Genomic DNA, 19474 nt, shown 5'->3' on the forward strand with positions numbered 1-19474 from the left:
AGCGGAACGATGAGGCCGGAGCCAGGCGCGAAGGCGCCCTGAAGGAGCAGCGTCATGTTGGACCCAACGAAAGCTGAAGTCTGGCTGGTTGGCGGCGGAATCGCATCCCTCGCGGCGGCGGCGTTCCTTGTCCGCGACGCCGGCGTTCCGGCGGCGCGGGTTCATATTCTCGAAGAGACCGGCCTTGTTGGGGGCGCCATGGACGGCGCCCGCTCTCCCGTCCAGGACGGCTATGTGACGCGCGGCGGCCGCATGCTGGAATATGAGGCCTATCGGTGCCTGTGGAACCTGCTCGATTCCATCCCGTCGCTGGAAAACGCGGAGGTTTCGGTCTACCGCGAAATCGTCGCGTTCAACGAAGAGGTCAAAAGCCGCTCCTTCGCCCGGCTGATCGACGGCAGCCACAGAATCGTGGACGCCGCCGCCTATGGGCTCGACAATCGCGACCGGCTGGAGTTGACCCGGTTGCTCGCTTTGCCGGAGCGCCTGCTCGGCGCGCGGCGGATCGAGGACATGTTTTCCGAGCATTTCTTCCAGACGCTGTTCTGGCAGATGTGGCGCACCACTTTCGCCTTTCAGACCTGGCACAGCGCCATCGAGATGAAACGCTATTGCCTGCGATTCATTCAGGAGTTTCCGCGCCTGCACGATCTGTCGGGCATCAGGCGGACCAAATACAATCAATATGACTCGATCATCCGCCCGCTGCGGAACTGGCTGACGGCGCAGGGCGTGGACGTGCGTTCCGGCGCGCGGGTGGTGGATGTCGATTTCGACAAGCCGGAAGGTCATCGCCGCGCCATCCGGCTTCACCTGCGCGAAAAAGCCGGCGAGTCGACCATCGACCTGGGACCGGACGACGCGACCTTCGTGACCCTCGGGTCGATCACCTCGGATTCGGCCTATGGCGGCAACGACTCCGTTCCCGAACTGATCCGCGACCGGCGCGACGGTGGCTGGGCGCTGTGGGAAAGGATCGCGGACAAAGGCAAGGATTTCGGCCGGCCCAACACCTTCTTCGGCAATATCGACGAGAACAAATGGGAGAGCTTTACGCTGACCCTTCATGGCGAAACGTTTCTCAAGCGCATCGTCGAATTCACTGGCAACCAGCCGGGCACGGGCGGGTTGATGACCTTTTTCGAGTCGAGCTGGCTGATGTCGCTGGTCAATGCCTACCAGCCGCATTTCCCGGACATGCCGCCCGAGACGTTTACGATGTGGGGCTACGGCCTCTTCATCGACCGCCAGGGCGATTACGTGCGCAAGCCGATGGCGCAATGCACCGGCAAGGAAATCCTGACCGAATTGCTGCGCCAGTTCGGCTTCGACGACATTTTCGATGAGGTTCTCGCCACGACCAACGTGACGACGGTGATAATGCCCTATGCCTCGGCTCTTTTCAGCCGCCGCGACATCAAGGACCGTCCGCCCGTCATCCCCGAGGGCGCGCGAAACTTCGCCTTTCTCGGCCAGTTCGTCGAAATCCCCGAGGACACCGTGTTCACCGTCGAATATTCAGTCCACGGCGCGATGATCGCGGTCTATGAAACTTTCGGCGTGAAGAAAGAGATTCCGCCGATCTATCACGGCCTGATGGACCCGAAAGTGGGGCTGAAGGCGCTGGAGGCGGCTTTCACCTGAGGCGCCGGCGAACGCCCTCACTTCTCCGGCGCATTCACCCGCAGATGCAACTCACGCAGCTGTTTCGGCGTCGCCGGCGCGGGGGCGTCCATCAGAATGTCTTCCGCGCGCTGGTTCATCGGGAACAAAGCGACCTCGCGCAGATTATGCTCGCCGGCGAGCAGCATGATGATGCGGTCGACGCCCGCCGCCATGCCGCCATGCGGCGGCGCGCCATAATGGAAGGCGCGATACATGCCGCCGAAGCGCTCGACCACGGTGTCCTCGCCATAGCCGGCAATCTCGAAGGCCTTGACCATGGCGTCCGGCTTGTGGTTGCGAATGCCGCCCGAGGCGATCTCGAAACCGTTGCAGGTAATGTCGTACTGGAAGGCTTTTATCGTCAGCGGGTCTTGCGTCTGCAGGGCCTCCAGCCCGCCTTGCGGCATCGAGAAGGGGTTGTGGCCGAAGTCGATCTTCTTTTCATCCTCGTTGTACTCGTACATCGGGAAATCGACGACCCAGGCCAGATCGAACCGGTCCCTGTCCACGAGGTTCAGATCCTCGCCGACCTTGAGGCGGGCCATGCCGGCGAATTTGGCGAATTTGTCGGGGTCGCCCGCCGCGAAAAAGGCCGCGTCGCCCGCCTTGAGGCCGAGTTGGGCGCGGATCGCCTCGGTGCGCTCCGGGCCGATATTGTTGGCGATCGGACCGGCCCCTCCGTCTTCGCGCCAGAAAATATAGCCCAGGCCCGGCTGGCCTTCGCTCTGCGCCCAGGAATTCATCCGGTCGCAAAAAGTGCGCTGGCCGCCCGTCGGCGCCGGAACGGCCCAGACCTGGTTCTTCTCGGATTCGAGCATGCGCGCGAAAACCTTGAAGTTCGAGCCGCGGAAATGTTCCGAGACGTCCTGCATCACCAGGGGGTTGCGCAGGTCGGGCTTGTCGGAGCCATATTTGCGCATGGCTTCCGCATAGGGAATGCGCGGCCAGTTCTTCGTCACCGGCTTGCCGCCGCCGAACTGCTCGAAAATGCCGGTAATGACCGGCTCGATGGTCTCGAACACGTCTTCCTGGGTGACGAAACTCATCTCTAAGTCGAGCTGGTAGAATTCGCCCGGCAGGCGGTCGGCGCGCGGGTCCTCGTCGCGGAAACAGGGGGCGATCTGGAAATAGCGGTCGAAGCCGGCCATCATCAGGAGCTGCTTATATTGCTGCGGCGCCTGCGGCAAAGCGTAGAATTTTCCCGGGTGGATGCGCGAGGGAACGAGGAAGTCGCGCGCGCCTTCGGGCGAGGAGGCGGTGAGGATCGGCGTCTGGAATTCGTTGAAGCCCGCCGCCTTCATCCGGGCGCGCATGGATTCGATCACCTGCCCGCGCAGCATGATGTTGTTATGGATGCGCTCGCGGCGCAGGTCGAGGAAGCGATATTTGAGGCGCGTTTCCTCGGGATAGTCCTGCTCGCCGAAAACGGGAAGCGGCAGTTCCGCCGCCTGCCCCAGCACCTGCGCGTCGCGGACATAGACCTCGATGTGGCCGGTCGCCATGTCATCGTTGTCGGTGCCTTCGGGGCGGCGGCGCACCTCGCCGTCGAGCCGCACCACCCATTCGGAGCGGAAGGTTTCCGCCAGCTTGAAGGCTTGCGAATCCGGATCGACCACGCATTGGGTGAGGCCGTAATGGTCGCGCAGGTCGATGAACAGCACGCCGCCATGGTCGCGGATGCGGTGACACCAGCCGGAAAGACGGACGGTCTGGCCGATGTGGTCGGTGCGGAGGTCTCCGCAAGTATGGGTGCGATAAGCGTGCATGGGAATCCGGGCGAAAAAGTCTGGCCGCTGCCTAGCGGAATTTTGCCCGCACGTGAAGGGGGCGCGGCGCAGGCGCGCCCTTGCGAAAAAATGATGGCGCAAGAAATGGAGAAGCCGCGCATGGGCCCGACCGGATCGACGAGGACGACTCGCCGGATTGGTCCTCCCTGGAATATCGGGCGAAATTCGCCGCCATTCCGTGCGCCTGCTGGCGGATCGCGGCTGAAACATTATCCTACGTGGTAACTAGCCCGCCGCTTGGCCATGGATTATGAACATTCCATGAGCCTTGTAACCGATTCCGGCGAACTGGCGGCCTATTGCCAGTCCTTTGCGAAATATCCCTATGTTACGGTCGATACCGAATTCCTGCGCGAGACCACCTTCTGGCCCAAGGTCTGCGTGATCCAGCTCGCCAGCGAGGACCAGGCCATCGCCGTCGATGCCCTGGCGGAGGATATGGATCTTGCGCCCTTTTTCGACCTCATGGCCAACAGGGACGTTGTAAAGGTCTTCCACGCCGCGCGGCAGGACATCGAAATCGTCTGGAATCTGGCCAAAATGGTTCCGGCGCCTTTGTTCGACACCCAGGTTGCGGCCATGGTTTGCGGCTACGGCGATCAGATCGCCTATGGCGAGCTGGCGCAGAGCATCTGCAAGGTGACGCTGGACAAATCCTCGCGCTTCACCGACTGGTCGCGCCGCCCGCTCTCCGACGCCCAGATCGACTACGCCATCGCCGATGTCACCCATCTGCGCGACATCTACAAGGCTTTGCGGCAAAAGCTGGAGCGCTCGGGGCGGCTGCATTGGCTGACCGATGAAATGGCGGGCCTGAGCAATTTCGAGACCTATGAGCAGCGGCCCGACCGCGCCTGGGAGCGCCACGCCCACCGCGCCCGCAAACCGCGCGACCTCGCCGTGCTGATGGAGCTGACCGCCTGGCGCGAACACGAGGCGCAGACCCGCGACGTGCCGCGCTCGCGCGTACTCAAGGATGATATTCTCTTCGAGGTGGCCTCGGCCGCCCCCCGCAGCGCCGAGGCGCTCGGCGATCTGCGCGCATTTCCGCGGGGAATGGAAAGGTCGCGCGCCGGCGCCGAGATCCTCGCGGCGATCGAACGCGGCCTTGCCCGCGACCTGAAAAGCCTGCCCAAGCTGGAGCGTGAGCGGCGCAGCGGAGGCGGCGCGACGGTTGAACTGCTGAAGGTTCTGCTGCGTCAGGTCGCGGAAAAGCAGGGCGTGGCCGCCAAGATGATCGCCACCACCGACGAATTGGAGCTGCTCGCCGCCGACGACAAGGCCGACGTTCCGGCGCTGAAGGGCTGGCGGCGAGAATTGTTCGGCGCCAAGGCGCTGCAGCTCAAGCATGGCAGGCTCGCTTTGACGGTCGAGAACAATCGCGTCGTCACCCTCGAATGGCATGAGGCGCAGGACCAGGGCGAAGAGCAGCCCAGGGACGAGGCGGCCTCGGCCTAACGGCCGCCGCGCAGGAATTCCGTGAGCGCGCCGAGAGCCTCGCGATCGTCGCGGCCGCTGGCGCGCGCGATCTGCGACAGCGACTGGCGCGGCCCCGCGACGGAAAAGCCGAGTTCGCGCAGGCGGGCGACGAGGCTTTGCGGATCGCTGCGGTAGATGGGCGCGAGATCGGCCAGCGGCGTCGTGGCCAGCGCATGGATGACGGCATTGGTGGAATCGATCGGCGGCGACGCCGGCTGTGGCCGGCGCAGCAGGCGCGCGCCAAGGCCCACCGCGGCGAACAAGGCGACGAACAGAACGATCCGCCCGGCCTCGGCGCGCAGCGCGCGACGATAGCGCCAGGCCAGAGCCAGAGTGACCGGGACCGCGACAAAGCCGAGTAGGCGGTGGATCGACCAGACGTGCAGACTGTAAAAGCGCGCCAGCATCGCCGCGCCGGTCAGCGCCAGGAAGGCATAGAGCGCCGCGGCGGCGGCGACGAAATTGCGTGAAATCCAGTCAGTCATGGCGAGGCCATCCGCAAATCGCTTTTTCGCGAATCTCTTGCCGCGACTATGCCACGGATCGCGGCGCGACACCGGCGCGCTCAATATTCGGGATGTTCCTTGACCTCGCGCAGCGCGCAGCCGGCAAGGGCGTTGACCTCGTTCTTGAGACGGGCGCGCTCGTCGTTCAGGCGATAGACCTTTCGCGCCGCCTCGATGAAGGCGGGGCCAAAATCCTGATCGCGCTCCATGGCGCGCAAGGCGTCCTCGACATCCCAAAGCGCGCCGTTCACCTCTTTCAGGCTGGCGATCAGGGTGGAGATCGCCCCCGTTTCGCCGGAGCCGAACACAGGCCCGGCGGCCAGCCGCAGCATCGCCAGTTCCTGCGCCGCCATCAGCCGTTTCCGGGCGTTGCGCACGCGTCGGGTTTTCAGCGTGAGAATGGTAATCTTGTCAATCAGTTCGCCGGCCGAGACCGGGATTGCCACCACCGCCGCCAAGGTCGGCGGCCGGCCCTCATGCTGGCGAGATGCACGCCACGCCATTGGCTGCTCCTCCGTAAGTCGCCTGTCTGAACGAGGCGGATTCTGCTTTAAGCCCGAGAGCTTGCGCGAGATTGTCGTCGGACGCGGGATTGAACGACTTTGCCCGGCCGACATATCACCACTTCAATATATCTTAGATTCAACTCATAAGACTTTACTATCGAGACATTCGAGTTTATTCATCAATCGTGATATGATTGATGCTGAAAGGGCGTCGATGGTTTTGATTGCATTGAAGGATCTCGAGGTCTCGACGGATCTGGAGATCATGGCGCGAAATGCGCATGAAGCGAGCGAATTCTTGAAGGCGCTGGCCCATGAGGCGCGCCTGCTCATTCTTTGCATCCTGGCCGAGGGCGAGAAATCGGTCGGCGATCTCGAAACCATCTTGGCGCAACGGCAATCGACCGTGTCGCAGCAGCTCGCGCGGTTGCGGCTCGACGGGCTGGTGACGACGCGCCGCGAAGGCAAGAACGTTTATTACCGGCTGGCGAACAGCGACATACGCACCATTCTCACTGCGATTCACGCGGTTTTTTGCGAAAGGCCCGGGACCGACCTCCTCAGGGGCGCCGGCGCGTGAAATTCAATCGGTCATAAGGCCTTGAAGCGCGGCCGCGTCGCGCATGCTCCCTGACGCCCGCAATTTTTTCCACGCCGGTCCCGTCGGCGCGCTCCCCCCACTACACGCGCAGCTGCTCTGGAAGCCTTGCCGGTTTCCGATTGGCCTGTCCGGGGGAAAGATGCGGCTTTTTGTCTCACATCGCCATTGACTTTCAATATTTTCGAATATCACAATATATGAAGAGGTGGCGTTGCGCGCCGCGGCGCGCCCGAAACCTGAGTGCTCAAGGAGATTTGGCAATGTTCGGTTGGTTCGGATTGGGCGGGGACCATAAGACTTATACGCCCGGGGAATTGCGCGACCTGATGCGCGAGCAAAAGGGCGCCGTCATCCTGGTGGATGTGCGGGAGCATAACGAATGGGCCGGCGGCCGCATTCCGGGCGCCGTCCATGCGCCCCTATCGCGCTTCGCGTCGATGATCGCCGACATCCCCAAGGACAAGAAGCTCGTTTTCTATTGCGCGTCCGGCATGCGCTCGCGCACTGCTCTGGGCCACGCCAAGAAGATGGGCTGGCAAGCCGACGGCCATCTCGGCGGCGGCATTTCCGAATGGCGCCGGCACGAGATGCCCCTCACCCGGTGAATCCGGCTTGAAAAGGCGCCAGTTAATGCGTATATTCGCATATACGCATTTATAGAGGCTTACGACGATGACCATCAATGACGCGGTGCGGGCTCTGGCGGGGGCCATGGTGCTTCTTTCCGTCGCGCTCGTCTATTACGTGTCGCCCTGGTTCCTGCTGTTCACCGCCTTCATCGGCCTCAATCTGGTGCAGTCGGCCTTCACCGGCTTCTGCCCGCCCTCTTTCGCCTTCCGCAAGTTGGGGCTGAAGGACACGAAATAGGCGCTCCTGCGCCACACAGGCTAGAAACCCGGATTTCCCGCGTGGGACCGCCCCCGGCCCGCAACGGGAGATCCGGGCTTTTTTTTGAATTTCAGAAGCAGAAGGCTGGAAGCTTCGGCAGCAGCTTCGCGCGTCTTTCGATGACGAAATCGCGGAACTTCTGCGCCGCCTTGCTCAATTCGCGGTCCGAGCGATGGAGCAGGAACCATTGCCGCACCAGCGGCAAGCCGGCGATCTGAAGCGTGACCAGATGACCGTCGGCGATTTCCGTCAGGCAGGTGTGCGCCGAAATCATCGCGATCCCGAGTCCCGCCATGACCGATTGCTTGATCGTTTCGTTGGTGCCCATTTCGACGATCTCGAAGACTCGCCCGCCCCCGATCCGCTCCAGAAAACGCTCCATCAGGGCCCGCGTGCCGGACCCCTCCTCCCTCGCCAGGAACCGCTCGCGCAAAAGGTCCTCGGCGAGAATGTCGGAATCGCCGGCGAGGCGATGGTCCGGCGGGGCGATGAGAATATAGGGATGGTCGCCGAGGGTCGCCGATTCGGCCTCGATATGGGCCGGCGGACGGCCCATGATGGTCAGGTCATATTCGTTGCGCTCCAGCCCGCGCGTAATTTCGCCGCGGTTGCCAACCGCGAGCGTCACCCGCACGCCGGGACATTCGCGCTGGAAGGCGGCGACGATGGAGGGCGCGAGATATTTCGCCGTGCTCACCACCCCGAACACGATCGAGCCCGAGGCCCCGGCTTTCAGCGCGGCGATCCGTTCGCCGATGCGCGCCGCCATCCGCTCCACATCATGCGCCATGCTCAGCAATTCCTGGCCGATTTCGGTGGGCGTGAACGGCGCGTCGCCCGAGCGGAGAAACAAAGGCGCCCCGACGAGTTCCTCCAAAGACTTCAACTGGACGCTCACAGCTGGCGGCGTAACATGCAGCACCGTCGCGGCGCCGCTGACCGAGCCACGCTCGACCGTGGCGGCGAGGACGCGTAGTTGCTTGCGGGTCAGTGCTTTGAGATCGGTCATTTAGATAATCTAACAGGCTCTTCTGAATTTTTAAATTTCTTTTTCGACACAAACCGATAAAGCTGCTTTCAGCCGGCGGAAAAAAGCTGGCGCGGAGGAATGCCCATGACAACTATTGAATCGCCGGCGGTTTCCGCCGGGGGCGAAAGCCTTGACGCCTTTCTCACGACCTGGGCCGCCGCGGGCGAGGGACGCGACAATCTTGCGCGGACGATCGCCGGAATGGCGCAGGCGGGGATCGCCCTTTCGCAGATTATCGCGGGCGGACCGCTGAACGGGGCGCTGGGCTCGGAAGTCGGCGGCCAGAACGCGGACGGCGACAAGCAGCGTCAGCTCGACGTCATCGCCGACGGCCTGATCATCGACGCCCTGCGCAAGACGCCGACCGCCTATTACGCCTCCGAAGAGGAAGAGGCGATCCTCACCCTCGATCCGGCGGGCGAATACGCTGTCGCCTGCGACCCGCTCGACGGCTCGTCGAACATCGACTGCAACATGCCGATCGCCACGATCTTCGGCGTTTTCCGCGCGACGCCCGGCGACGCCACGGCGTCCTTCTTCCGCAAGGGAGAGGAGCAGGTCGCGGCCGGCTATGTCATCTACGGGCCGCAGACCGGCTTGCTGCTGACCCTCGGCGAAGGCGTCGCGCACTTCACCCTCGATCCGGCGACCCATCGCTTCATACTGGTTTCGCGCAACGTGCGCATTGCGCCCTCGACCCGCGAATATGCGATCAACGCCTCCAACTATCGCCATTGGCCGGATCCGATCCGCGCCTTCATCGATGATTGCGTCGAGGGCGAAGGCGGCCCGCACGGCAAGGACTTCAATATGCGCTGGCTCGCCTGCATGATCGGTGACGCCCACCGCATCTTCTCGCGCGGCGGCGTGTTCCTCTATCCCGGCGACGATCGCCCCGGCTATCAGCGCGGTCGCTTGCGGCTGCTGTATGAGGCCTTCCCGGTCGCCATGCTCGTTGAGCAGGCGGGCGGCGGCGCCACCGACGGCGTCGAGCGCATCCTGTCGAAAAAGCTCGACAAGCTGCATCAGCGCACCCCGCTGGTGTTCGGCTCGATTGAAAAGGTCGCGCGAATCGCCAGCTATTTCTCCGACGCTCATTTCGAACGCGCCCACTCCCCGCTGTTCGGCGAACGCGGACTGTTCCACAACTGAGGACCGGCAAGAATGTCCATCAAACATCCGATCATCTCCGTCGTCGGCTCCTCGGGCGCGGGCACCAGCACGGTCAAGTTCACCTTTGACCAGATTTTCCGCCGCGAGGGCATCGTCGCGGCCTCGATCGAGGGCGACGCCTTCCATCGCTTCGACCGCGCCGAGATGAAGGCCGAAATGGCCAAACACCGCGACGCCAACGACCACACCTTCAGCCATTTCTCCGAAAGCGCCAATCTGCTCGAGGAGCTGGAGAGCTCGTTCAAGTCCTATGCGGACACCGGCAAGTGCCGCTCGCGCACCTATGTCCATGACGCCGAGGAAGCCGAACACCATGGCGTGCCTCCCGGCCATTTCACCGAATGGCGCGACATCGGAGAAAATTCCGACCTGCTGTTCTACGAAGGCCTGCACGGCGCGGTGAAGACCGACAACATCAACGTCGCGGGCTACCCCGATCTCAAGATCGGCGTCGTGCCGGTGATCAATCTCGAATGGATCCAGAAGATCCACCGCGACCGCGCCTCCCGCGGCTATACGACGGAAGCGGTCACCGACACGATTTTGCGGCGCATGCACTCCTATGTGCATGTCATCTGCCCGCAATTCACCCATACCGACATCAATTTCCAGCGCGTGCCGGTGGTGGACACCTCCAACCCCTTCATCGCGCGCTGGATCCCGACGGCGGGCGAGTCTCTGGTGGTGATCCGCTTCAGGAATCCGAGCGGAATCGACTTCCCTTATCTGGTGTCTATGATCAATAACAGCTGGATGAGCCGCGCCAATTCCATCGTCATTCCCGGCGACAAACTGGACATCGCCATGCAGCTCATCCTGACGCCGATGATACTGCGCCTGACCGAGCGCAGCCGGCGCACAAAGTGAACCCTCTAGACAAGGATTTCGCGATGAACGAGACAATGCTCGCGGAACGCGCTTCGGCGGCGGGCCCCTCCTTCGGCGACATGGCCAACGCCATCCGCGCGCTTGCCATGGACGCGGTGGAAAAGGCCAAATCGGGACATCCCGGCATGCCCATGGGCATGGCCGACGTCGCGACGGTGCTGTTCACCCGTTTCATGAAGCTCAACCCTGCCGATCCCGCCTGGCCCGACCGCGACCGTTTCGTGCTCTCGGCCGGGCACGGCTCGATGCTGCAATATGCTCTGCATTATCTCGTCGGCTATGCCGACATGCCGATCGAACAGCTGCAGAAATTCCGACAGCTCGGCAGCCACACCGCCGGCCATCCCGAATATGGCCACGCGCTCGGCATCGAGACCACCACCGGACCGCTCGGCCAGGGCATCGCCACCGCCGTCGGCATGGCGCTCGCCGAGCGCATGATGAACGCCCGCTATGGCGACGACCTCGTCGATCATTACACCTATGCGATAGCCGGCGACGGCTGTCTGATGGAGGGCCTTTCCCACGAGGCGATCGATCTCGCCGGCCATCTGAAGCTCGGCAAGCTGATCGTGCTGTGGGACGACAACCACATCTCGATCGACGGCTCGACCGATCTCTCGACCTCGACCGACCAGGTCGCGCGCTTCGCGGCTTGCGGCTGGAACACGATCCGCGTCAACGGCCATGACGAGAAGGAGATCGAGGCCGCGATCTCCAAGGCGCGCGCGCAAGGCGACAAGCCCTGGCTGATCGCCTGCAACACCATCATCGGTTATGGCGCGCCGACGCGCGCCGGCACCTCCAAGGCCCATGGCGAAGCCCTCGGCGCCGAGGAAATCGCCGGCGCCCGCGAAAAGCTCGACTGGCCCCACACGGCCTTCGTCGTGCCGGAGCCGGTGCTGATCGAATGGCGCAAGGTCGCCGCGCGCGGCGCCGCCGCCGAAGCGCAATGGAAGGCGCGCCTCGCCGCCACCCCCAAGGCGGCCGCCTTCAACGCCCAGGTCTCCGGCGAAGTTCCGGCCGCGGTTGACGCCGCGCTCAAAGAACTGATCGCCAAGCATGTCGCGGAGCGGCCGAAGATCGCCACCCGCAAGTCTTCGGAGATCGCGCTCGCGGCGATCAATGGCGCCACTGACATCACGATCGGCGGCTCGGCCGACCTGACCCATTCCAACCTGACCATCACCAAGGGCATGGAATCGGTCAAGACCGGCGCCTTCGGCGGACGCTATATCCATTACGGCGTGCGCGAACATGGCATGGCCGCGGCGATGAACGGCATCGCGCTCCATGGCGGGTTCATCCCCTATGGCGGCACCTTCCTGGTGTTCTCCGATTACGCGCGCGGCGCGATCCGCCTGTCGGCGCTGATGGGCGTGCGGGTCGTCTATGTCCTGACCCATGATTCCATCGGCCTCGGCGAGGACGGCCCGACCCATCAGCCGGTCGAAACCGTCGCCGCCCTGCGCGCCATGCCCAATCTGCTCGTCTTCCGTCCCTGCGACGCGGTCGAGACGGCCGAGGCCTGGGCTGTGGCGCTTGCCGAAAAGAGGACGCCATCGGCGCTCGCCCTCAGCCGCCAGGGCCTTACCGCGCTGCGCACCGAAGATACGGGCGAGAACCTTACCGCCAAGGGCGCCTATGTCCTGCGCGAGACGGAAGGCCCGCGCGACGTGACCATTCTGGCGACCGGATCTGAAGTCGAGGTCGCGGTCGCCGCCGCCCATGAACTCGGCATGGTCGGGGTGAAGGCCGCCGTCGTCTCCATGCCCTGCTGGGAGCTGTTCGAGCGCCAGAGCGACGCCTATCAGCGCGAAGTTCTCGGAACCGCGCCGCGCGTCGGCGTCGAGGCGGCCCTGCGTTTCGGCTGGGACCGCTGGCTCGGCGAGCGCTCCGCCTTCATCGGCATGACGGGCTTCGGCGCCTCCGCGCCCGCGCCCGAACTTTACAAGCACTTCGGCATCACGGCGGAAGCCGTGGCCGCCGCCGCCCAATCCCTGATCTCGAAGGAGTGACGTAATGGCCCGGATCACGCTTAGACAATTGCTGGACAGCGCCGCCGAACAAAGCTACGGCGTTCCCGCTTTCAACGTGAACAATATGGAACAGGCCCTCGCCATCATGGAGGCGGCCCGCGCGGTCAACGCGCCGGTCATCATCCAGGCGAGCCGCGGCGCCCGCGCCTATGCCGGCGACATCATGTTCTCGAAGATGATGGAAGCCCTTGAGGCGATGTATCCGGAAATTCCGCTCTGCATCCATCAGGACCACGGCGAGCGCGTCTCCACCTGCCTGTCGGCCATCCAGAACGGCTTCACCTCGGTGATGATGGACGGCTCGCTGATGGAGGACGGCAAGTCGCCCGCGACCTACGACTATAACGTCAACATCACCGCCGAAGTCGCCCGCCTCGCCCATATGGTCGGCGCCTCGGTCGAAGGTGAACTCGGCTGCCTCGGCTCGCTCGAAACCGGCCATGGCGAAGCCGAGGACGGCCACGGCTTTGAAGGCAAGCTCGACAGGGCGAGCCTGCTGACCGACCCCGACGAGGCCCAGCGCTTCGTCGCAGCGACCAAGGTGGACGCGCTCGCGGTGGCCATCGGCACGTCGCACGGCGCTTACAAGTTCACGAAAAAGCCGACCGCCGACGTCCTGGCGATCGACCGCATCGCGGAAATCCACGCCAAACTGCCGAACACCCATCTGGTCATGCACGGCTCCTCCTCGGTCCCGGAGGAATATCGCAATCTGTTCAACGAGAACGGCGGCGAAATGCGCGAGACCTATGGCGTGCCGGTCGAAGAGATCGTGCGCGGCATCAAGTTCGGCGTGCGCAAGGTGAATATCGACACCGACCTGCGCCTCGCCGCGGCGGCGGAATTCCGTCGCGTCGCCAACAAGAACAAGTCGGAATTCGACCCGCGCAAGTTCCTCAAGCCCGCAATGGACGCCATGAGCAAGGTCTGCCGCGACCGCTTCGAGGCTTTCGGCTGCGCCGGCAAGGCTCAAGCCATCAAGGTCAAGCCGATGGCCGAAATGGCCAAGCTCTACGCCGGCGGCGCGCTGGACCCGGTCATCCCGGTCAAGTCGGCGGCCTGATCCTTCCCGGCGCGGCAAATGCGCCGGCTTTTCTGCGACGCGAAACTTCTCGCTTCGTCCTAGCGGGCGACGCGCCGGGCCGGCGCGTCGCCAACACTACCCACCGCCGTCTGGGGAGTCGGCGCAACTGCAACAACAACCACGCAGGAAGAAAAAATGGACCAGTCAGCGCGCTACGCCAATCTGAACCTCAAGGAAGCCGATCTCATCGCCGACGGCAAGCATGTGCTCGTCGCCTACAAGATGAAGCCGAAGCCCGGCTTCGGGAACTATCTCGCCTCCGCCGCGCATTTCGCCGCGGAATCCTCGACCGGCACCAATGTCGAGGTCTCGACCACCGACGATTTCACCCGTGGCGTCGATGCGCTGGTCTATGAGATCGACGAAGCCCAGGAGGTCATGAAGATCGCCTATCCGGTCGAACTGTTCGACCGCAACATCATCGACGGCCGCGCGATGATCGCCTCCTTCCTGACCCTGACCATCGGCAACAACCAGGGCATGGGCGACATCGAATACGGCAAGATGCACGATTTCTATGTGCCGCCGCAATATCTCCGCCTGTTCGACGGCCCCTCGACCACGATCAAGGATCTGTGGCGCGTGCTCGGCCGCCCGGTGGTCGACGGCGGCTTCATCGTCGGCACCATCATCAAGCCGAAGCTCGGCCTGCGCCCGCAGCCTTTCGCCGACGCCTGCTATGATTTCTGGCTGGGCGGCGATTTCATCAAGAACGACGAGCCCCAGGGCAACCAGACCTTCGCGCCGTTCAAGGAAGCGGTGCGCCTCGTCAATGACGCCATGGTCCGCGCCCAGGACAAGACCGGCCAGGCCAAGCTGTTCTCCTTCAACATCACCGCCGACGACTATCACGAGATGATCGCCCGCGGCGAATATATCCTGGAGACCTTCGGCCCCAACGCCGATCATGTCGCCTTCCTGGTGGACGGCTATGTCGCTGGCCCGGCGGCGATCACCACCGCGCGCCGCCAGTTCCCCAAGCAGTACCTGCACTATCACCGCGCCGGCCACGGCGCCGTGACCTCGCCGAATTCGAAGCGCGGCTATACCGCCTTCGTCCTGTCGAAAATGGCCCGCCTCCAGGGCGCTTCCGGCATCCACACCGGCACCATGGGCTTCGGCAAGATGGAAGGCGAGGCGGCCGACAAGGACATGGCCTACATGATCACCCAGGACAGCGCGGACGGTCCGTTCTACCATCAGGAATGGCTGGGAATGAACCCGACCACGCCGATCATCTCGGGCGGCATGAACGCCCTGCGCATGCCGGGCTTCTTCACCAATCTCGGCCACTCCAACCTGATCATGACCGCGGGCGGCGGCGCCTTCGGCCATGTCGACGGCGGCGTGGCAGGCGCGACCTCGCTGCGTCAGGCGGAAATGTGCTGGCGCGCCGGCGCGGACCCGATCGAATTCGCCAAGGACCACCGCGAATTCGCCCGCGCCTTCGTCAGCTTCCCGCAGGACGCGGACAAGCTGTTCCCCGGCTGGCGCGACAGGCTCGGCCAGGCCGCGGCCTGACGCTTAAAAAAGGGCCGGCGGAACACCGCCGGCCCATACAAAAAGGAGACGCCCCATGACCGCCTTCGACCGCAGCATCAAGATCGCGCCTTCGATCCTTTCCGCCGATTTCGCCAATTTCGGCGCGGAATGCCGCGCCATCGAGGCTCAGGGCGCGGATTGGGTCCATGTCGACGTGATGGACGGCCATTACGTCCCCAACATCACTTTCGGCCCGGCGACCTGCGCCGCCATCCGCAAGCACATCAAGGGCGTGATGGACGTCCATCTGATGATCGCTCCGGTCGATCCCTATATCGAGGCCTTCGTCAAGGCGGGCTCGGACATCGTCACCGTCCACGCCGAGGCCGGTCCGCATCTCGACCGCTCGCTGCAGCTGGTGCGGTCCTTCGGCGCCAAGGCCGGCGTGTCGCTCAACCCCTCGACCCCCGCCTCGGCATTGGAATTCGTGCTCGACCGCATCGACCTCGTCCTGATCATGACGGTCAATCCCGGCTTCGGCGGCCAGAGCTTCATTGAAAGCCAGGTCGAGAAGGTAAAACAGATCCGCGCCATGATCGGCGACCGCCCGATCCATATCGAAATCGACGGCGGCATCACCCCCGAGACCGCGCCGCTGGTGACGGCGGCCGGCGCCGACGTGCTGGTCGCGGGCTCCGCCGTGTTCAAGGGCGGCTCGGTGGACAATCCGGAGGTCTACGGCCGCAACATCGCCGCCATCCGCGCGGCCGGCGAAGCGGCAAGGGTGAAGAACGCGGCGTGACAATTTGCGGAAGCAGGCGTCGAAATGTTGCGCCTGTGCGACGACTGCGGTCGGCAGAGTCGATCGACGCGACCGCGAACACGTCGCGATCGCATATTTTCGGAACGGCGCGTTTTTCGTCCGTGAAAACCGCGCCGCCGTTTCAGTTCAGGCTCACCACCAGCCGGGACCCCAGCTGTTTCCCCTGCCGCGATCATAGCCATCGCCGTTGCCCCAGCCATTGCCACTCATGTCAGAGTCGCCGCCGAAGCTGAAGTTGCCCCGGGCATGGCCCCGTCCGGAGCCATAACCACGACCATAGCCGCGACCGTAATAATCATCATCCCCGTAGCCATAGCCGCGGCCATAGCCCGGGCCGGGACCGTAGCCGGGGCCATAGGCGTAGCCGGGGCCATAAGCCGGCGGCGGAGGCGGTGCGCCGTAGCCAGCCGGCGGCGGCGGCGGGGGGGCCCAATTGGGGTTCTGCGCCTGGTGCTCCTGACCGGAATAAGGACCGGCCGGCGGAGGGGTTTGCTGGGCGAAGGCAGTGCTGGCTATGACGCCCGCGCCGAGGACGAGTCCCAGTCTGATCAAACTTTTCATCTTTTTGCTCCCTAATACTTGTGTTTCGGGGTCGCGAACGCGGTCCCGCAATTGGGGCGGCTGAACGCCAGCGCCTTCGCGCCGCCACTTCCAAGTTCGCGCATTGGTCGGTCCTGGAAGAGGAACGCTCCACGGAGCAAACATGAAAGGCGTAATCAGATCCGGGAATTGATCGAATCTGTCGTAGAATTGATTTGCCGAAGCCCAGGCGGATGGCAGGGACGCCACGCCAAGCGCGCTCGATTTGTCGCAGCAGTTAGAACTGAATGCCCGATAGGTTCCAGAGCGCCCGTTTCCGCGCTCGACTGATGCCGATTTATGTTGGAGCGACCGTTAACGATATTTTGTTTTGAAGTTCTATCGGTCGCTTATTTCGTACATTCGAATATTCCAATTATTGTAATGTAAGGCGGCCCGCGCGAATGTGTCAAGGGCAATCCGCGGGTTCAGACCGCTATTTCGAAAGAATCTCCGCTGCCGCCCAAGCCGGTCGGAATCTCGTTTCCGATCCAAATTTCGATGTTGCATCCAAGCGCTTTGCCCAAATTCTGCAAAGACGGGCTTTGGCGGCTTAAGCTTGAGCCGGGATTCTCCACATGCACGTCTCGTCTAAGTCAAATTCGGTGTTTCGCTCTTATCGCCATATCGCACTCCCTTGCCTTGGCGGTTCGCAGCCGATTTGCCGCTTCGAGCCACTTCCCGGCATCCCGGCAAAGGCGACAAGCATCTGACCTTACCGCTCACGCCCTCAACAGCACCTTCCCGATATTCCGCCGGTCCTGCAAAAAATGATGCGCCTGCGGGGCCTCGTCGAATTTGAAGACGCGGGCGATTTTTGGTTTGATCGCGCCCTCGCGCCATAGCTCCAGCAATTGCTCGCCCCAGCCGCGGAGCGCGTCGATTTCGCTCCACATATGGCCGAGATTGACGCCGAACACGCCCTTGTTGTCGTTGATCAGCGCCATGGGATTGAATTGCAGCCAGGGCGTCGAGGCCAACATCCGCAACAGGCCGGGCAGGCTGCGTTCCTTGCCCGTCGCGGCGGAGGAAACGCCGAACATGCCGAGGCGCCCGGTCGGCGCCAGCAGCCGATAGCCCTTTTTGAACGAGTCGCCGCCAACCGCGTCGAGAATGAGTTCGACGCCACCTCCACCGGTCATTTCACGCACGCGCTGTTCGAAATCCTCGGTGCGATAGTCGATCAGTTCGTCGACGCCGAGCGCACGCAATTCCGCATGCTTGATCGCGGAGGCCGTGCCGATTACGCGCGCGCCAATTTTTTTGGCGATCTGGGTCGCGGCAATGCCGACGCCGCCGCCGATGGAATGGATGAGAACCGTCTCGCCGGGCTTCAGCGCGCCCATGACGACGATGAGCTGCCAGGCGGTGAAATAATTGACGGGGATCGCCGCGCCCTCCTCCACCGACATGCCGTGGGGCCGGACAAAGGCCTGTTTGACGGGGACGCAGACCACATCCGCATAGCCGCCGAAACGGGTCATCGCCAACACGTCGCGCCCGATCCAGCCGGCATCGACGCCGGCGCCGACCGCGTCGACGCGGCCGCTCACCTCGTAGCCAGGCACGACCGGCATGGGCGGAAGGTCGGGATAAATCCCAAGGCGGCCGAGAACATCCGCGAAATTGACGCCGCTGGCCTCGACGCGAATCCGAAGTTCGCCGGCTTTCGGCTCGGGATCGGCGGCCTGTTTGACGACCAGGACTTCGGGCGCCCCGGCCTTTGTGATCCAAATCTGTCGCATGATCGCACCCTTGGCGCACCCTTGCCCAGACGGACTTTACCACACCCGGGACGCGGATTTCTCGCCTCGTGGCCGAAATCCGACGCCTGGTTCCCGTTGGCGAAAGGCCCGGAACGGCGGACTGCCGTCATTGCCCGCCAGTCAAGGAACGGCACGAAGCCGTCATCCTTGACCCCGCCCGTGTTTTTCGGCCGCCCTTCATTAACTGAGATAGCTCACCTCCCCAGTCTCAATATCGTAGATCGCCGCGACGATCTTGAGCTTGCCCTCGGCGACGAGGCCCGAGATGAGCGTGCTCGTCGCGGTCAGCCGCGCCGCCGTTTGTCGCGCGCTGCGCTTGGCGGCGGCGTTGACGTAGTCGCCCGGGTCATCCCGCGCGGCGAGCGCGGCGGGCAGTATCGGCTCGATCATCGGCATAATCGCGCCGGGATAGGTCGCGTTCTTTTTTACCACGTCGCATGCCGCCTTCACCGCGCCGCAGCTGGTATGGGCGAGGACGACGATGAGCGGCGACCCCAACACCGCCGCGCCGTACTCGACCGTGCCAAGCGTAGCCGTATCGACGAGGTTGCCGGCGTTGCGGGCGACGAATAGCTGGCCGACCCCTTGGCCGCCAAAGATGAGCTCCGGGGGGACGCGGCTGTCGGCGCAGGAGATCACCGTCGCCCATGGCGCCTGCCCTCCAACGACAGAGGCACGCTTCGCGGCCAGGTTGATCGAGCAGAGTTCCGGTTGGCTGACATAGCGCGCGTTGCCATCCTTGAGCGCGGCGAGCGCCTCGTCCGGCGAGAGCGATGTCGGCGCGCCTTCGGCCGCCTGCGCCGGTTTCATCGCGCCGGCGAGCGTAACCCCGGCCAAACCCGTGGCCGCGAACTTGAGGAGATCCCTCCGGACCATTGCTTTGCGATCGCACGTTTCGCACATTTCTGGTCACTCCCTCCGCCATTCGAACCAACATTCGTCAGATGACAGCCCTGAGGACGGTGAAGCTGGGCCTAATGCACAGCTTTGGCAAGACTGAAATGTCGTTGAGACGCGCCGTGAATTATCGATACGTTTCAGCGCGAGTATGCTCGCCGCAAGCCCGACGCGCGGGAAAAGCCCGGTTCAACCTCGGACGATCGGGGACAGCCGGCACAATCTGGGACTTCGCGGCGTCAAGCTGGCGAAGCGCTACTTCAATATCGGCCATTGCCGTT

At 63.6% G+C, this 19474-nt stretch carries 18 protein-coding genes; 11 read left to right on the top strand and 7 right to left on the bottom strand.

Annotated features, from left to right (window positions below; translation table 11 throughout):
• Window positions 1–54 precede the first annotated feature (54 nt).
• The gene (locus K2U94_RS12895) at window positions 55–1644 is read left to right on the top strand and encodes an oleate hydratase (protein ID WP_243067599.1); all 1590 of its coding nucleotides are present in this window, start codon (window positions 55–57) and stop codon (window positions 1642–1644) included.
• Between the two features lie 17 nt (window positions 1645–1661).
• Here the strand turns inward: K2U94_RS12895 and aspS are convergent, their stop codons facing one another.
• The gene (aspS, locus tag K2U94_RS12900) at window positions 1662–3431 is read right to left on the bottom strand and encodes an aspartate--tRNA ligase (RefSeq protein ID WP_243067600.1); all 1770 of its coding nucleotides are present in this window, start codon (window positions 3429–3431) and stop codon (window positions 1662–1664) included.
• Between the two features lie 282 nt (window positions 3432–3713).
• Here aspS and rnd point away from each other — a divergent pair, with 282 nt between their 5' ends.
• Window positions 3714–4910 carry a ribonuclease D gene (rnd, locus tag K2U94_RS12905; RefSeq protein ID WP_243067601.1) on the top strand — a complete coding sequence of 399 codons (1197 nt, stop codon included), beginning with the start codon at window positions 3714–3716 and terminating at the stop codon, window positions 4908–4910.
• Here rnd and K2U94_RS12910 read toward each other — a convergent pair.
• Both K2U94_RS12910 and K2U94_RS12915 read right to left on the bottom strand, forming a co-directional pair.
• Window positions 4907–5416 carry a hypothetical protein gene (locus K2U94_RS12910; RefSeq protein ID WP_243067602.1) on the bottom strand — a complete coding sequence of 170 codons (510 nt, stop codon included), beginning with the start codon at window positions 5414–5416 and terminating at the stop codon, window positions 4907–4909. The genes rnd and K2U94_RS12910 overlap by 4 nt on opposite strands.
• Window positions 5417–5496: 80 nt before the next feature.
• On the bottom strand, window positions 5497–5940 hold the full coding sequence (locus K2U94_RS12915) for a DUF6165 family protein (protein ID WP_243067603.1): 444 nt from the start codon (window positions 5938–5940) through the stop codon (window positions 5497–5499).
• A gap of 217 nt (window positions 5941–6157) precedes the next feature.
• Between K2U94_RS12915 and K2U94_RS12920 the strand changes: the two genes are divergently transcribed.
• The 3 genes from K2U94_RS12920 to K2U94_RS12930 all read left to right on the top strand — a co-directional run bounded on the left by K2U94_RS12920 (window position 6158) and on the right by K2U94_RS12930 (window position 7411).
• Window positions 6158–6523: an ArsR/SmtB family transcription factor gene (locus K2U94_RS12920; protein ID WP_243068869.1), complete on the top strand. Its 366-nt coding sequence runs from the start codon at window positions 6158–6160 to the stop codon at window positions 6521–6523.
• Window positions 6524–6804: 281 nt separating this feature from the next.
• Window positions 6805–7149 carry a rhodanese-like domain-containing protein gene (locus K2U94_RS12925; RefSeq protein ID WP_243067604.1) on the top strand — a complete coding sequence of 115 codons (345 nt, stop codon included), beginning with the start codon at window positions 6805–6807 and terminating at the stop codon, window positions 7147–7149.
• Window positions 7150–7216: 67 nt separating this feature from the next.
• Entirely contained in the window at window positions 7217–7411 is a 195-nt protein-coding gene (locus K2U94_RS12930) for a YgaP family membrane protein (protein WP_243067605.1), read from the top strand.
• 91 nt (window positions 7412–7502) lie between these two features.
• On the opposite strand, the gene K2U94_RS12935 is transcribed toward K2U94_RS12930, so the two are convergent.
• The gene (locus K2U94_RS12935; RefSeq protein ID WP_243067606.1) at window positions 7503–8441 is read right to left on the bottom strand and encodes a LysR substrate-binding domain-containing protein; all 939 of its coding nucleotides are present in this window, start codon (window positions 8439–8441) and stop codon (window positions 7503–7505) included.
• Between the two features lie 105 nt (window positions 8442–8546).
• Between K2U94_RS12935 and K2U94_RS12940 the strand changes: the two genes are divergently transcribed.
• From K2U94_RS12940 to rpe, 6 genes are all read left to right on the top strand, one after another.
• Window positions 8547–9614, top strand: a complete 1068-nt coding sequence (locus K2U94_RS12940) for a class 1 fructose-bisphosphatase (protein ID WP_243067607.1) — start codon at window positions 8547–8549, stop codon at window positions 9612–9614.
• Window positions 9615–9626: 12 nt separating this feature from the next.
• Entirely contained in the window at window positions 9627–10502 is an 876-nt protein-coding gene (locus K2U94_RS12945) for a phosphoribulokinase (RefSeq protein ID WP_243067608.1), read from the top strand.
• Window positions 10503–10525: 23 nt separating this feature from the next.
• Window positions 10526–12541, top strand: coding sequence for a transketolase (gene tkt / locus K2U94_RS12950; protein WP_243067609.1), 2016 nt, complete (start codon window positions 10526–10528; stop codon window positions 12539–12541).
• A gap of 4 nt (window positions 12542–12545) precedes the next feature.
• A complete protein-coding gene (gene fba, locus K2U94_RS12955) occupies window positions 12546–13625 on the top strand; it encodes a class II fructose-bisphosphate aldolase (protein WP_243067610.1) in 1080 nt (359 codons plus the stop codon).
• A 156-nt stretch (window positions 13626–13781) separates the two neighbouring features.
• The gene (locus K2U94_RS12960; RefSeq protein WP_243067611.1) at window positions 13782–15167 is read left to right on the top strand and encodes a ribulose-bisphosphate carboxylase; all 1386 of its coding nucleotides are present in this window, start codon (window positions 13782–13784) and stop codon (window positions 15165–15167) included.
• A gap of 55 nt (window positions 15168–15222) precedes the next feature.
• Window positions 15223–15930 carry a ribulose-phosphate 3-epimerase gene (gene rpe, locus K2U94_RS12965; protein ID WP_243067612.1) on the top strand — a complete coding sequence of 236 codons (708 nt, stop codon included), beginning with the start codon at window positions 15223–15225 and terminating at the stop codon, window positions 15928–15930.
• Window positions 15931–16083: 153 nt separating this feature from the next.
• Here rpe and K2U94_RS12970 read toward each other — a convergent pair whose 3' ends face one another.
• The 3 genes from K2U94_RS12970 to K2U94_RS12980 all read right to left on the bottom strand — a co-directional run bounded on the left by K2U94_RS12970 (window position 16084) and on the right by K2U94_RS12980 (window position 19199).
• The gene (locus tag K2U94_RS12970) at window positions 16084–16512 is read right to left on the bottom strand and encodes a hypothetical protein (protein WP_243067613.1); all 429 of its coding nucleotides are present in this window, start codon (window positions 16510–16512) and stop codon (window positions 16084–16086) included.
• Window positions 16513–17252: 740 nt separating this feature from the next.
• On the bottom strand, window positions 17253–18275 hold the full coding sequence (locus K2U94_RS12975) for a synaptic vesicle VAT-1 family membrane protein (protein WP_243067614.1): 1023 nt from the start codon (window positions 18273–18275) through the stop codon (window positions 17253–17255).
• A gap of 201 nt (window positions 18276–18476) precedes the next feature.
• Window positions 18477–19199, bottom strand: coding sequence for a carbonic anhydrase (locus K2U94_RS12980; protein WP_243067615.1), 723 nt, complete (start codon window positions 19197–19199; stop codon window positions 18477–18479).
• Window positions 19200–19474 lie beyond the last annotated feature (275 nt).

The sequence above is a fragment of the Candidatus Rhodoblastus alkanivorans genome (genome assembly GCF_022760755.1).
Classification (GTDB): domain Bacteria; phylum Pseudomonadota; class Alphaproteobacteria; order Rhizobiales; family Beijerinckiaceae; genus Rhodoblastus; species Rhodoblastus alkanivorans.